This window comes from Tenacibaculum sp. XPcli2-G (assembly GCF_024124505.1).
In the GTDB taxonomy this organism is placed as follows: Bacteria; Bacteroidota; Bacteroidia; order Flavobacteriales; family Flavobacteriaceae; genus Polaribacter; species Polaribacter mesophilus.
Genome location: NZ_JAMXSH010000002.1, coordinates 441017 through 455986, shown reverse-complemented (window position 1 = coordinate 455986; position 14970 = coordinate 441017). Strand labels below are relative to the sequence as shown.

Here is a 14970-nt window from a genome sequence, read left to right as displayed (position 1 = left end):
TAATTTGGTGATTTAAAATCAAATAACATGACTAAAAAGATATTCTTAGGGGTGGCCTTATTAGCAAGTAATCTTTTATTTGCACAGCATACGTTAATTCGTAAGCCTGTGATAAGCCCTGACGCTTCTCAAATGGCATTTAGTTATTATGGCGATATTTGGCTATATAACTTTAACAATCAGCAAACAAAAAGATTGACCATTCATAAAGGTTACGAAAGTAACCCTGTTTGGAGCACAGATGGAACTGAAATTGCGTTTTCATCCAATAGAAAGGGAAATGATAATGTATTTGTAACTTCTATAAAAGGAGGAGTTCCTAAACAGTTAACATACTACCCAACAGCCAATGTTCCTACAGATTGGACAAAAGAAGGAGATATTGTTTTTACGACTGGTCGTGTGTTAAGAGGTCCAGAGTGGGATAAACAAATGTATGTAGTTAATGAAAAGGGAGAAACACCTCGTCGATTATTAACTGCTTATGGTGAAATGGCCTCGGTATCTCCTAACGGAAAATTAATCGCTTTTACCAAAGGAGCATGCCGTATTGCTCGTGAAGATTACTCAGGTTCTGCGCAACGTGATATTTGGGTTTATAATACTGAAACAGATGAATATCATCAAATAACAACAAGTAACAAGAATGATCACTCTCCTGTTTGGGATGCAGTGGGGAATTTATACTACATCGGAGCAAAAAGTGGACGTTATAATATTTATAAACAAGCAATTTCTGCAAATGGAACTGCTAATGGTATAGCTACTCAATTAACAAATCAAACAAAAGACGGTGTACAAACATTTTCAGTAAGTAATAATGGAACGATTGTATATACTAGTGGAGCAGATACTTTCAAGTTAGAAAATGGAAAAACTCAAAAAATTAACTTAGATATTGTTTCAGATAATCGTTTTGAAGAAGAAGAAACTAAAACAGTTTCAGGAAACATTGGTAATTATGCAGTTTCACCTAACGGAAAAAACGTAGCATTAGAAATTAATGGAGAAATCTTTGTAAAGGAGAATAATAAAGAAAAGAAGCGCTCAAACAATGTGAGTAAGCATCCGTATAGAGATATTAATCCACAGTGGTTAGACGATAAAACAGTTGTTTTTTCTTCAGATAGAGACGGAGTTTATCAGTTGTACAGTGCAGTTTCTACAGATACTTTGGTGGGGTTGCACCGTAGTTTAAAAACAAAAGTTTCTAAACTAACAAATAGCAAAGAAGATATTGAATATTCCTTAGTTTCTCCTGATGGAAAGAAGATAGCTTATCAGGTGGGAAGAGGAATTTTAATGATTGCTGATATTAAAAAAGGAAAAATAGCAAATGTTAAAGAATACTCTAATTCTTGGGCAGCTGCTGAAGGAGTTTCATGGAGTCCAGACAGTAAGTATATAGCGTATTCTCAAGAGGACTTAAATTTTGATAGCGAAATTTTTATTCAATCTGTAGAGAATCCTTCTACTAAAATGAATGTATCGATGCATCCTAGAAGTGACCGCAATCCAGTTTGGAGTGCTGACGGAAAAAAGTTAGCATTTTTATCAAACAGAAGCGGAATCAATTACGATGTTTGGATGGTTTGGTTGGAAAAATCAGATTGGGAAAAGTCAAAACTAGATCACGAAGAAGGAGCTTATTATCCTGAGAAGAAAGAAGAGCCTTCTAAAGATAAAGACGCAAAAAAAGGCAAAAAAAAGAAGAAAAAGGTAGTTGTAAAAATAGATGAAGATAAAATTTACGACCGTTTAGTACAGGTTACTTCTTTACAAGATGATGAGTATAGTCCTGTGTTTAGTGCAGATAGTGATTTCATTTATTTTTCAGCAACCAACCCTGCTACAGAAAAAAGAAGTACATATAAAGTTAAATGGGATGGTAGCAAGCCAAAATTAGTAAAAGGAGTTGCTAATGCACGAAACTTTACTGAAAACAAAGGGAAAATTTATTTTACTTCAAGAGGAAAATTAGCTGAATTAAATACAAAATCAGATAAAGTAACAAGATTGCCTCACAGTGCGACGTACACAACAAATAGAAAAGAAGTGTATCAACAGGTTTTTGAAGAAGGAATTCGTGCATTAACAGCTGGTTTTTACGATCCAGAATTTCATGGGTATGATTGGAATGCTTTAGTAAAGAAGTACAAGCCTTGGATATTGTCAGCAACCACACACGAAGATTACACTTATATGTTTAACTTACTTTTAGGACAGTTAAATGCGAGTCATATGGGCTACCGAGGAAGTGCTCCTAGAAATGCAAGCGATAAAGTTGGCGTATTAGGTTTAGAAGTAGAAAATACTAAAAAAGGTGTAAAAGTTTCTTATGTATTACCAAATTCAGTAGCAGATAAATCAACGAGTAAGTTAAAAGTTGGTGATATTATCACGGCAGTTAATGGACAACAAATAGAAAAGAATACTAATTTTTACAGTTTACTAAAGAATACACAAACTAAAGAGATTTTATTGAGTTTAGATAATGATAAAGATGTAGTATTACGTCCAGAAAGATCCTTAAGAAGGCTGCAATATGAAGAATGGGTAAATTCTAGAAAGAAATTGGTGGATGAATATTCTAACGGTCAGTTAGGATATATTCATATTCAAGGAATGAACATGCCAAGTTTCGAGCGTTTTGAGCGTGAATTAAAAGCAAGCGGTTATGGTAAAAAAGGAATCGTAATTGATGTTCGTTACAATGGTGGTGGTTGGACTACTGACCGATTAATGGCGGTGTTAAATGTAGATCAACATGCATATACAGTTCCGAGAGGAGCAGCAAAAAGTTTAAAAAATCATAAAAAGTTCAATAAAAATTATCCGTTTAACGAGCGAGCTATTTTATCAGTAAACACAAAACCAATGGTAGCTTTATGCAATGAGAATAGTTATTCAAACGCAGAAATTTTTTCACATGCGTTTAAAAATTTAGGGTTAGGAAAATTAGTAGGGCAACCAACTTTTGGAGCAGTAATTTCTACAGGAGGAAAACGCTTACAAAACGGATTTATTCGTATGCCTTTTAGAGCATGGTATGTGAAAAAATCAGGAAAAAATATGGAGAACGAAGCTCCTGCAGTACCAGATTATTTAGTGAAAAATGCACCAGGATGGAAGGATAGAGGAGAAGATGCTCAGTTAAAAAAAGCAGTTGAGGTGTTGTTACAAGATATTAAGTAATAAGAACTAAAAAAAGATCAAGCGTAGAGTTTAAACTCTGCGCTTTTTTTATTCCTATTTTTGCCAAATGATGCAGATTACAGAACAAGAATTGTTAGAAAAATTAAAGGTAAATTTTGGATACGATAGTTTTCGTTTAGAGCAACAAGCTATAATTGAAAATATATTAGCAAAAAAAGATACGTTGGTTATTATGCCAACAGGTGGAGGAAAATCTATTTGTTACCAATTACCAGCATTATTTTTTGAAGGTGTTACGTTGGTGATTTCTCCATTAATTGCTTTGATGAAAGATCAAGTAGATAGCTTAAAAGCAAACGGAATCCCTGCAACTTTTTTTAACAGTAGTCAATCAACTGAAGAGCAGCAACAAGTATTTGATGCAGTAGCTTCAAAAAGTATAAAACTACTATATGTTGCTCCTGAAAGTTTATCATTGCTTCAAAATGTATTAAACCAATCTTATATAAGTTGTATTGCTGTTGATGAGGCGCACTGTATTTCTGCTTGGGGGCATGATTTTCGTCCTTCTTATAAACAACTAGCATTTTTAAAAAAATCGTTACCAGAAGTTCCTATTGTAGCACTAACGGCTACGGCAGACAAAGCAACGCAACAAGATATTTTAGAACAGTTAGCTGTATCCAATGCTACACAATTTATAAGTTCTTTTAACAGAGAAAACATTGCTTTAGAAGTTCGTCCAGCAAACGATAGAGTACAACAAATTATTAAGTTTATTCAAAGAAGACCTAATGAAGCAGGAATTATTTATTGTTTGAGTAGAAAAGCAACGGAGCAGTTAGCAAAAAAATTACAAGAAAATAACATTGATGCAAAGGCATATCACGCAGGATTATCTTTTGAAGAAAGAGCTAAAACTCAAGAGGCTTTTATTAAAGATGATTGTGAAGTAATTTGCGCGACTATTGCATTTGGAATGGGAATTGACAAATCGAACGTTCGTTGGGTAATACACTATAACATGCCTAAAAACATTGAAGGCTATTATCAAGAGATAGGACGTTCAGGTCGTGATGGATTACCTGCAAAGGCTTTATTATTTCATAGTTATGCAGATGTTATTCAACTACGTCAGTTTATAGAAAACACAGGAAATAAAGAAGTTCAAGAGGCAAAATTAGAACGTATGAAGCAATTTGCTGAAGCTACGGTTTGCCGAAGAAAAATATTACTCAGTTATTTTGGAGAACTGATTGAAGAAAACTGTGGGAATTGCGATGTGTGTAAGAATCCACCCCAATTTTTTGATGGAACAGTTATTGCGCAAAAAGGATTGTCAGCTATTTATCGATTGCAAGGAAAAGAAGCTATGGGAACGGTGATTGATGTGTTAAGAGGAGCAAAAAATGCCACGGTTTTAGATAGAAACTATGATAAGCTAAAAACCTATGGTGTTGGTAACGATATTTCTTGGAGAGATTGGCAACATTATTTAATTCAGTTAACTAATCAAGGATATTGTCAAATAGCTTTTCATTTAAACAACAGTTTACAGCTTACCGAGTTTTCGAATAAAGTGCTTTTTGAAGGAGAAAAAGTACAATTAACAACTCCAGTAGCGTTTACAAAGGAAGTAAAAACGGTAACAAAAGAGAAAAAGAAAAAAGCAGTTAAAGACACGTTATTTGAGCGTTTGAGAAAACTGCGTTATCGCATTGCCCAAGAAGAAGATATTGCAACATATTTAGTTTTTAATGATGCTACACTTAAAGAAATAGAGAATGAAAGACCACAATCTGACGAAGAATTTCTAGCAATAAGTGGAGTGGGACAGCGAAAATTAGAAGTGTATGGAGCTGAGTTTATGGAAGAAATCAAAACTTTTTTAAACGAAAAGAAGAAAACTAAAAAAGATACCACTTTAGAAACGTTTAAGTTATATAAAGAAGGATTTACGGTTGAAGAAATAGCAGAGAGCCGAGGGTTAAAACCTACCACTATTTTTTCTCATTTATCTAAGTTATACCTAGAAGGAAAAGATGTGAGTTTGGATGAGTTTATAGAGGCAGATACATTAGCTTTGGTAGCTAATGCAAAAAAAGTATTGAAAAATGAGACAGCTTTAAAACCTTATTTTGAGTTTTTAGGAGAGAAAGTTCCGTATGAAAAAATACGAGTAGGATTGACCATTTTACAAAGGAAAGGATAGTGTATTATGAACGAGAACCATTTTCCTATTGATGCTAATTCAGACGCTATTTTAAACTTAGAAGAGAAAATCAAAGCGTTAAAAGGTAAGATTGAAGCAATTAAAACCAAGCTGCTTCCTTTTGAACAATCGTTACGAAATTCAATTGCTGATTTGTTAATAGAAGAACGAGAGCTAACCATCTTATATAAAGCACAAAAGAAAGCTAAAAAGGAAAAAAGGTTAGTACAAAAGCGAAAAGGTAAAAATTACAAAGAATATACAGGTATTGTGCCTGTTTCGAAAAAAGAAGAAGTAGAGAAAGTCAATCAAAAAGAGAAGAAGAGATTATATAAAGAAGCAATGTTGTATGTGCATCCTGATAAATTTTCGATGCAAGAAAATGAGCAACAAAAAGCATTAGAAACAACAACAAAGCTGATTGAAATATATCAAAACGGAAGCTTGGAAGAGTTAGAGGCTTTTCATGCTCATATTTTTGGAGGTAATACAGCGTTGAGTTTTAATAAAGATATAACATTAGTAAAAAAAACAACTAGCAACACTACTTATTTAACAAATGAGGTAGAACGTTTAGAAAAGCAATTAACCAATTTGTTAGATAGTTATACTTATAAAGTTTTAACAACATACAAAAATCCTATGTCATTTGTTGACGAACTAAAAGTCTATTATGACGATAGAATTTTTAAACTTCGTAAACGAACCAGAACAAAAAAATAAACCAGAATTATAAAAGAACAATTCTGATTTATGATTAATTAAGAAGTTTTTAATTCTTCCATTTCTTTAATAATATCGTCTAGTTTTGATATAAGACTGTGATATAAAATTCGAGTAGAGATGTTGTATACCACGAAACCAATAACTCCAGTCACAATTGCTACGATGAGTCCAACTCCTATAATATGTAAGAATGAAGAGTCACTGGAAATATAGTTAGATAAAAAACTTTTCTCTTTCACACCGTAAGCCAGAGCAAAAATTGATACAATAGCTAGTGGAATTGCAAAAACAAATAACTTTTTTGTGGCTTTAGATACCGAGTTAATTACACTTCTGTAGTTCTTTAAATATGTTAAGTTGTCAGATTTAACATCAATAGTCTTAAATCTTTTTAATAATCTTGTATTAAAGAAGTACAAGCTTAGGATTAAAAAAGCACCGTATGCACCAATAATAGTTTCAGATAAAAGAATCCCACCGATAACTACAATTCCTGCCATAGGAAGTAACCCTTTATTGTCAAACTCATAGGTTCTTTTAATTTTATTAATAACCGATTTAGACTTCTGGTTGTATATATCGTTAATTTTTGGAGCTATTAATGATTGTTCGTCAAGAAAAGCTTCATTCCATCTTTTTTCAATTGATTTTTCCATCTAATATTATTTTTAATTGTTTTTTAATTCTGTTAATACGTACTGCAATATTGTTAGCGCTAGTTCCAATAATTGCAGCAATTTCTTTGTAAGGATTTTCTTCTAAATGCAGTAAAATTATCGCTCTGTCGACTTCAGATAATTTTTTAATAGCATCATATAACAAGTTTAAATCTTCGTTTTGAAAAGCTTTATTATCCTCCGATAAATTGGGAGTTTTCTCTAAAGAATATTCTTTTTTAGCATTTCTCTTCGCTAAGGTTAAACAAACATTTAGCGTAATTCTGTATATCCAAGTAGACCATTTCGATTTGTTTTGGAAAGCATCTCTGCTTTTCCATATTTGTAAACAAGCTTCTTGATAAAAGTCTTCAAAGTCTTCCTGAGAGTCCGTATAAGCTCTACATATTTTAATAATAATACCAGCATGTGGTAAAATGGATGTTATATAAAAATCGTTACTCAAAATTTGGTTTTCTTGATAGGTATTCTGAAAAGTAAAATTATTACAAGAAAGTTTCATTTTTTTGAAAATAAAAAACCTTACAAAATTAATTGTAAGGATAATAAAATGTTTTTTGTGTAATAATAGAGTTTAAAAATTGGTAATAGGAAATCTTTTTATACGAAGTGGATTGCCTATTGGACCTTTAACTCCCGATTGAAAATTATCGTTAAGTACAATTTGGTTGTTCATTTTTAATTGAATTTGGGCAGTACCGAACCATCCCCAATCATCACAATCAATAGATACAGTTAACTGTCCCATTGAAGGATGTAGGTCTATCAATTCTATAATCCCCCAATCAGTAAAGTTATTTGGGTTATTAGAAACTAATTCTAGACTATGTTGTTTCGTTCCGAAATGTTTTATGTTTTTTACAGGATCTTTTAAATGTTTACCAAAGGCCATTCCGTTTAATTGGATAGTCATTTTACCAGATGTAATAAAATACAATTGTGTACTCATATTTATGTTGTTTGATTAGAAAATAGTAAAGTATGCTATGTTTATTATTCGTTTTCAAGGAAAAATACCGTTTTTAGTTAGGTTAAAATCTTTGTTTTTTTATTTTCAGAAATTATTGAAAGTTTAATGAAATTTTGTATGTTTGTAGTATGAAATTAGAAAATGCAAAATTAAAATACATTCATACTTGGGGTAGTTTAGCCACCAATTGGGGAATTAATAAAACCATGGCGCAAGTCCATGCTTTATTATTGGTTTCAACCAAACCACTTTCAGCCGATGAAATTATGGAAACTCTAAAAATTTCTAGAGGTAATGTAAACATGAATGTTCGTGCTTTGATTGACTGGGGAATTGTAAGTAAAGAGTTTGTAGTGGGAGAGCGTAAAGAGTTTTTTGTCGCGGACAAGGATATCTGGGAACTATTTAAACAGGTAACGAAAGAGCGTAAGAAAAGGGAAATTGAACCTGTTTTAAAAGTGTTAGATGAGTTACAAGAGGGTGTTAAAGAGAACTCTGAAGAAGCAGAAGCCTTTAAAAAAGTAATGAATGATTTATCATCTGTTACCAAAACTGTAAATGGCATTTTAGAAAATGCAATCAAGGCTGATGAACATTGGTTGTTATCTAACTTTACCAAAATGATAAAAAAGTAAAAAAATTTAAATAGTAACTTTCAAAAATTTCTGAAAATATGAAATATACAATATCTGTAATCTCTTGTATTAATAGATTTTTAATGCTTCCCTTTATAGTTTTGTTAATATTAGGTGTAATTGAGAATGATTGTTTAGCAATTGCAGCATTATTGGCTATACCCTTAGGTTTTTTTCAAATACTATTTGGTTTTACTACACTATATCTGTGGAATGAGATGAATAGATACTTAAAATTTTCTCAGATAATTTACTTAGCCACTGTGCTTTGTTATTTTCTAATTATATTTTTCACTGTAGTCTATGAAAAAGAAAAAGAGATTTTAATTATGAAATATATTCTATATACTATACCGGTAATATTGGCTTTATTCATAACTCTTTTTATAGAAAAATTAAAATCAATATTAGCGAAATGATACTACTCACTTATATATCTTATTTAACTTTTTCTATAGCAGTTGTTTTTTATGTAGGTAGCCTTTGTTTTCAAAATGGAAAAATCTACACACAAAATTATTTTCCTAATGATTTGTCAACTGGTAACGCAATAAATAACACATTACTTGTTTCATACTACTGCTTAAACATAGGATTGGCTATTTGGAGCTTAAACTCTATAAATGAAATAGAAGGCATAAATACTTTATTGGTAGAGTTATGTTTAAGGTTCAGTTTTATTTTATTAGTTATTGGAATACTACATTTTAGTAATATCTATATGGTTCATTTAATTCACAAACATTTAAAAAAGTAATAGTTATGAATGGAAATTTAGAATTAATAGCGTATTTAATTTATTTACCTATTAGCATTGGTTTAACAACTTTTGTTTCTCAGCATTTATTTAAAAACAGTAAGATTTTTATGTTAGATATTTTTAATCAAAAACAAGAAATAGCATTTGCTACGAACAAGCTATTTAAAATTGGTTTTTACCTATTAAACATAGGGTTTGCATTAAGAATTATTCAAGTTTATAGTCTGACAAATTATAAAAGTTTAGTTGAAGCACTAAGTGCTAAAATTGGAGGCTTTTCTATTTACTTGGGAATTGTTATGATTTTCTTTATCATTTTCTTTTTGAAAGGTAGAAAAGCAAGTAAAATGGAATATTTAAAGCTAAATAGACAAGAGAATAGTTAGGGGAAATTACTTAACAAATTAGAAAAAGAGTAAGTAAACCTCATAAGTAAAATACTTATGAGGTTTGTAAATTAATAAAAAAATAGAATTATATGAGTTTTTTAAAAGCAGAATGGCGAAAATTGGTCATGGTAAATTATGAGGTTAATCCAGAAGTGCTAAAAGAGTATATACCTAAAGGTACTAAGTTAGATTTTTATGAAAATAAATGCTATATAAGTGTTGTGGGATTTATGTTCTTAAATACAAACTTATTAGGTGTAAGAGTTCCTTTTCATGTAAATTTTGAAGAAGTAAATCTTCGATTTTATGTAAAAAGAAAAGATAAGAGAGGGGTAGTTTTTATAAAAGAAATAGTACCCAAGCCAGCTATAACCTTTGTAGCGAATACTATTTATAAAGAAAACTATCAAACATTACCCATGAAACATAGTTGGGTAGAGAAAGATAATAAGTTAAAAATATCGTATCAATGGAAAATAAATAAGAAATGGAATTCAATATCAGTTGAAAGCTTATCAAAATCAATAGCTATTGAACCGAATACAGAAATTGAATTTATAGCAGAGCATTATTGGGGATATGCTAAGAGTGAAAGTAAAACTACTGAATACGAAGTGAAGCACCCTACTTGGAGTTATTATCTAGTGACAGATTATAAAATAGATGTTGATTTTACTGCTACTTATGGAGCGCATTTTTCTTTTTTACAGAGTCAAAAACCTAGCTCTGTATTTTTGCTAGGAGGTTCTGAAATAAGTGTTGAAAACAAAACAGTTTTACGTACTGAAAGAGTTTTATAAAAATAAGTAGAGATAAAACTATTTCTACTTATTTGCTTAGTTAAAATTTTTAATAGTAAGTTATCTATTTATCACATCAGAAGTAATTAGTGTTTTTCTTCTTTCTGCATGTTCAAGTACATATCTCATTCGTTTAATTTGTCCTTTGGTAAATACATTCATACATTTATCATCAGTAAGATTCATATAGTTGTTTACAGGAGCAGGTTGTCCGTCACAAGCTTTTGGAATTGCTCCATCACAACCATCAATAGAACTACTTACAGGTGGTGTGTCTTCAATAAAATCGTCATGGTCAGAACAAGGTTTTCCTTCAAGAGCAGCTCCCCAAATATGTAATAAACCTAAGAAATGTCCCATTTCGTGGGTTAATGTTTTACCAAGATTGAGACCTCCAGAAACATCGGATTTTCCAAAGTGATGAACATTAATTAAAATACCATCACCTATGGTTTTTAACTCATCTTTTATTCCAGGTAAGTTAGTAGTAGGAAAAGAAGCTGCACCAGCAAATGTATTAGGGGCATATCCGCCATATACCCAAATGTTGATATATTTATTAGGGTTCCAATATTCAAACTCAGGAAGCCAATCAAATCTGTCTTTATCACCTCTTACGGGAGTGTTGTCGTAATAATTAATACGGTTAATTCCGTTAGTTGGGTTTCCGTTAGGGTCTATTTCAGCAAGTTTAAATTGAATAAAAGAGTCACTACTAAGTGGGGAGTTGTTTTCTCCTAAAGTACCTGCTACTCTTCTAAAGTCGTGATTTAAAGATTGAATTTGTTCTTTAATACGTTCGGTAGCTAGGTTAAAGCCTTCGCCTATACTTTCTCCGCCATGTATTATGTGTACGACTACGGGTAAGGTGTAGACTTCTAAGTTATCTAAAGGAGGTTCTGGATTTTCTGGTAAATCAATTTTAGTTTCGCTACTGCAAGCAAATAGTAAAGAGAAAAGAGTAGTTATTAAAAAGGTTTTTTTCATAGAATTAATGGAGTTGTATCAAATTATTATTGATTAGACGCTACAGAAATAGAAAGGTTGCGTGTAATTTTTTTATTTAACATTTTATTATTTTAAAACAAAAGTTTAAGGAATAGAAACTCTTTAATAAAGAAGATATTTAAAAGTATAAAAAGCCTCACTTAAATTTAAGTGAGGCTTTAAATATTTATTTAAAGGCATTGCCTTTTACATGTTTCGTCTGTATTGACCACCAACTTCAAATAAAGCAGAAGTAATCTGACCTAACGAACAAACTTTAGTAGCATCCATTAATTTTTCAAAAAGATTTTGATTGTTAATAGCAGCCGATTGCATTTCAGATAAAAGCTGTTCTATTTTATCTTCATGTGCTTTGTTTAAGTTTTCTTTCGTTTTGATTTGGAATTGTTTTTCCTCCTCCGTAGCACGAATCACCTCTTGTGGAGTAACCGTTGGAGAACCTTTAGAACTTAAGAAGGTGTTTACTCCAATAATTGGGAATTCACCTGTATGTTTTAAGGTTTCGTAGTATAAACTCTCTTCTTGAATTTTAGAACGTTGGTACATCGTTTCCATTGCTCCTAAAACACCACCACGCTCCGTAATTCTATCGAATTCAGTTAACACAGCTTCCTCTACTAAATCAGTCAACTCTTCAATAATAAATGAGCCTTGAATTGGATTTTCATTCTTAGCTAATCCTAATTCTTTATTGATGATTAACTGAATTGCCATCGCACGACGTACAGATTCTTCTGTAGGCGTTGTAATTGCCTCATCATAAGCATTTGTATGTAACGAGTTACAGTTGTCGTAAATCGCATATAACGCTTGTAGTGTTGTACGAATATCATTAAAATCAATTTCTTGAGCGTGTAATGAACGTCCAGAAGTTTGAATATGATATTTTAGCATTTGAGCTCTAGGGTTCGCTCCGTATTTATGTTTTAAAGCTTTTGCCCATATTTTACGTGCCACACGACCAATCACGGCATATTCAGGATCAATACCATTAGAGAAGAAGAACGATAAGTTTGGTCCAAACTTATTGATATCCATTCCTCTTGATAAGTAGTATTCTACGTAAGTGAATCCATTCGCTAAGGTTAAGGCTAACTGTGTAATTGGATTCGCACCAGCTTCTGCAATATGATACCCTGAGATAGATACTGAGTAGAAATTACGAACATTTTTCTCAATAAAATATTCTTGTACATCACCCATTAAACGTAATGCAAATTCCGTAGAGAAAATACAAGTATTCTGTGCTTGGTCTTCTTTTAAAATATCTGCTTGAACCGTACCACGTACTTGTGCTAAAGTGTTTGCTTTAATTTCAGCGTATACATCCGTAGGTAAAATTTGATCACCTGTAACGCCTAAAAGTAGTAATCCTAATCCGTTATTACCTTTAGGAAGTTCTCCATTATATTTAGGACGTTCTATACCTTTATCGTCATATAATTCTTTAAGTTTAGCTTCAACCTTTTTCTCTAGTTTGTGCTCTTTGATGTATTTTTCACAATTCTGATCGATAGCAGCATTCATAAAGAATCCTAATAACATCGGAGCAGGACCATTAATAGTCATAGAAACAGAAGTCATAGCATGACTTAAATCGAAACCAGAGTATAATTTTTTAGCATCGTCTAAACAACAAATAGATACTCCTGCATTTCCAATTTTACCGTAAATATCAGGTCTGTGTCCTGGATCGTTTCCATATAACGTAACTGAGTCAAATGCTGTAGATAAACGTTTTGCTGGCATTCCTAAACTCACATAATGAAAACGACGGTTGGTACGTTCAGGACCACCTTCACCAGCAAACATACGTGTTGGATCTTCCCCAGTACGTTTAAATGGATATAATCCTGAAGCATAAGGAAATTCTCCAGGGACATTCTCTTGCAAATTCCAACGTAATAAATCACCCCAAGCTTGGTATTTTGGTAACGCTACTTTCGGAATTTGTGTGTGCGAAAGTGACTCAGTATGTGTTTCTATTTTAATTTCCTTATCACGTACTTTAAACGAGTAAATAGGATCTTTATATTTTTTTACTTTGTCTTGCCAGTTTAAAATAATTTCCCAGTTATGTGGGTCAAGATTTAGTTTTACTTTATCGAATTGAGCAAATAATAATTTTATAAATGGTTGCTCTTCCTCCTGAACTTGTTTCTGAATTTCATCTTGGTCAATTCCGTTTTTAGTAAGGAAAGGTTCCGTCACTTCGTTCGGAATGACAGATAAGATGGTTTGATAGATTCCGTATAATTTCTGAGCTACTTTTTCTTGCTCATCAACTTTTTTGTCGTAAGCGCGGTTGTTTTCTGAAATTTCAGATAAATAACGTGTTCTACTAGGTGGAATTACAAATATCTTTTCAGACATTTCTTTCGTAATTTCAAAAGTAGATTGTAAATCAGCTCCCGCCTTTTCCACCAATTTATCCATAATCGCTTTGTATAGCGAATTCATTCCTGGGTCGTTAAATTGAGATGCAATGGTTCCAAAAACAGGCATGTCATCCATATGAACATCCCATAAATTGTTGTTACGCATGTATTGTTTTTTTACATCGCGTAAAGCATCTAAAGCTCCTCTTTTATCAAATTTGTTAATGGCTACTAAGTCAGCAAAATCAAGCATGTCGATTTTTTCTAACTGTGTTGCAGCACCAAATTCGGGAGTCATTACATACAAAGAAGTATCAGAATGTTCGATAATCTCTGTATCTGATTGTCCAATACCAGAAGTCTCTAAAATAATTAAATCAAATTCGGCAGCTTTTAAAACTTCTACCGCTTCGTTTACATACTTAGATAAGGCTAAGTTGGATTGACGTGTAGCTAATGAACGCATGTATACACGTTCATTGTTGATGGCATTCATACGAATACGATCACCTAACAAAGCTCCACCTGTTTTTCTTTTTGAAGGATCAACAGAGATTAATCCGATAGTTTTGTTTGGAAAATCAATTAAGAAACGACGAACTAATTCGTCAACTAAACTCGATTTACCAGCACCACCCGTACCCGTGATACCTAATACTGGAGTTTTGGAGTTTTTATTTTTTTTATGAATGGTTTCTAAAGCTTCTTTAGCAACTTCAGGGAAGTTCTCCGCAGCAGAAATTACACGAGCAATACTGCCAACTTCTTTATCGGCTAATTTATCTACTTCTCCATTTAATGCATCTCCAATGGCAAAGTCTGATTGTTGAACTAAATCATTAATCATTCCTTGTAATCCCAATTCACGACCATCATCAGGAGAGTAAATACGAGTAATTCCATAGTCCATCAATTCTTTGATTTCCTCTGGTAGAATTACTCCGCCACCACCTCCGAATATTTTAATATGTCCAGCTCCTTTTTCTTGCAATAAATCGTACATGTACTTAAAGTACTCGTTGTGTCCACCTTGGTACGAAGTCATAGCAATTGCATTTGCGTCTTCTTGAATAGCACAGTTTACTACTTCTTCAACGCTTCTATCATGTCCTAAGTGAATTACTTCAACCCCAGTAGATTGAATAATTCGGCGCATAATATTAATGGCAGCGTCGTGTCCATCAAATAAAGAAGCCGCAGTTACAATTCGTACTTTGTGTTTAGGTTTATAGGGAGTTATTTGTTCCATTCGTAAATTG

The 14970-nt window shown here is 32.3% G+C and carries 11 protein-coding genes; 6 read left to right on the top strand and 5 right to left on the bottom strand.

The annotated features are described in order from the left end of the window. Positions 1-27: 27 nt before the first annotated feature. The 3 genes from NH341_RS06730 (at position 28) to NH341_RS06720 (ending at position 6091) form a co-directional block, all read left to right on the top strand. Positions 28-3195 carry a S41 family peptidase gene (locus NH341_RS06730; protein WP_253056139.1) on the top strand — a complete coding sequence of 1056 codons (3168 nt, stop codon included), beginning with the start codon at positions 28-30 and terminating at the stop codon, positions 3193-3195. 67 nt (positions 3196-3262) lie between these two features. Then, positions 3263-5368: a DNA helicase RecQ gene (gene recQ, locus NH341_RS06725; RefSeq protein ID WP_253056137.1), complete on the top strand. Its 2106-nt coding sequence runs from the start codon at positions 3263-3265 to the stop codon at positions 5366-5368. A gap of 6 nt (positions 5369-5374) precedes the next feature. Then, complete coding sequence (locus tag NH341_RS06720; protein WP_253056135.1) at positions 5375-6091, top strand: hypothetical protein; 717 nt, start codon at positions 5375-5377, stop codon at positions 6089-6091. A gap of 38 nt (positions 6092-6129) precedes the next feature. Here the strand turns inward: NH341_RS06720 and NH341_RS06715 are convergent, their stop codons facing one another. From NH341_RS06715 to NH341_RS06705, 3 genes are all read right to left on the bottom strand, one after another. Next, positions 6130-6750, bottom strand: a complete 621-nt coding sequence (locus NH341_RS06715) for a hypothetical protein (protein ID WP_047788463.1) — start codon at positions 6748-6750, stop codon at positions 6130-6132. Beyond that, positions 6734-7216: an RNA polymerase sigma factor gene (locus NH341_RS06710; RefSeq protein ID WP_047788669.1), complete on the bottom strand. Its 483-nt coding sequence runs from the start codon at positions 7214-7216 to the stop codon at positions 6734-6736. Before NH341_RS06710 ends, NH341_RS06715 begins: the two co-directional genes overlap by 17 nt. Positions 7217-7345: 129 nt before the next feature. Further along, a complete protein-coding gene (locus NH341_RS06705) occupies positions 7346-7720 on the bottom strand; it encodes a hypothetical protein (protein ID WP_125343505.1) in 375 nt (124 codons plus the stop codon). Between the two features lie 149 nt (positions 7721-7869). On the opposite strand from NH341_RS06705, the gene NH341_RS06700 reads away from it, so the two are divergent. The 3 genes from NH341_RS06700 (at position 7870) to NH341_RS06690 (ending at position 10325) form a co-directional block, all read left to right on the top strand. Then, entirely contained in the window at positions 7870-8376 is a 507-nt protein-coding gene (locus NH341_RS06700; RefSeq protein ID WP_253056130.1) for a GbsR/MarR family transcriptional regulator, read from the top strand. Between the two features lie 762 nt (positions 8377-9138). Beyond that, positions 9139-9522: a hypothetical protein gene (locus NH341_RS06695; RefSeq protein ID WP_253056128.1), complete on the top strand. Its 384-nt coding sequence runs from the start codon at positions 9139-9141 to the stop codon at positions 9520-9522. Positions 9523-9614: 92 nt separating this feature from the next. Then, positions 9615-10325 (top strand): YqjF family protein, encoded by a 711-nt coding sequence (locus NH341_RS06690; RefSeq protein ID WP_159489879.1) that lies wholly within the window; start codon positions 9615-9617, stop codon positions 10323-10325. Positions 10326-10385: 60 nt separating this feature from the next. Here NH341_RS06690 and NH341_RS06685 read toward each other — a convergent pair whose 3' ends face one another. Together NH341_RS06685 and NH341_RS06680 are read right to left on the bottom strand one after the other, a co-directional pair. Then, positions 10386-11312 carry a M43 family zinc metalloprotease gene (locus tag NH341_RS06685; RefSeq protein WP_159613559.1) on the bottom strand — a complete coding sequence of 309 codons (927 nt, stop codon included), beginning with the start codon at positions 11310-11312 and terminating at the stop codon, positions 10386-10388. A gap of 207 nt (positions 11313-11519) precedes the next feature. Continuing rightward, entirely contained in the window at positions 11520-14960 is a 3441-nt protein-coding gene (locus NH341_RS06680) for a methylmalonyl-CoA mutase family protein (RefSeq protein ID WP_253056126.1), read from the bottom strand. Positions 14961-14970: the final 10 nt, after the last annotated feature.

Coding starts and splice junctions, on each gene's coding strand:
- NH341_RS06730 (WP_253056139.1), top strand. CDS start 28: ATGACTAAAAAGATATTCTTAGGGGTGGCCTTATTAGCAAGTAATCTT.
- recQ (WP_253056137.1), top strand. CDS start 3,263: ATGATGCAGATTACAGAACAAGAATTGTTAGAAAAATTAAAGGTAAAT.
- NH341_RS06720 (WP_253056135.1), top strand. CDS start 5,375: ATGAACGAGAACCATTTTCCTATTGATGCTAATTCAGACGCTATTTTA.
- NH341_RS06715 (WP_047788463.1), bottom strand. CDS start 6,750: ATGGAAAAATCAATTGAAAAAAGATGGAATGAAGCTTTTCTTGACGAA.
- NH341_RS06705 (WP_125343505.1), bottom strand. CDS start 7,720: ATGAGTACACAATTGTATTTTATTACATCTGGTAAAATGACTATCCAA.
- NH341_RS06700 (WP_253056130.1), top strand. CDS start 7,870: ATGAAATTAGAAAATGCAAAATTAAAATACATTCATACTTGGGGTAGT.
- NH341_RS06695 (WP_253056128.1), top strand. CDS start 9,139: ATGAATGGAAATTTAGAATTAATAGCGTATTTAATTTATTTACCTATT.
- NH341_RS06690 (WP_159489879.1), top strand. CDS start 9,615: ATGAGTTTTTTAAAAGCAGAATGGCGAAAATTGGTCATGGTAAATTAT.
- NH341_RS06685 (WP_159613559.1), bottom strand. CDS start 11,312: ATGAAAAAAACCTTTTTAATAACTACTCTTTTCTCTTTACTATTTGCT.
- NH341_RS06680 (WP_253056126.1), bottom strand. CDS start 14,960: ATGGAACAAATAACTCCCTATAAACCTAAACACAAAGTACGAATTGTA.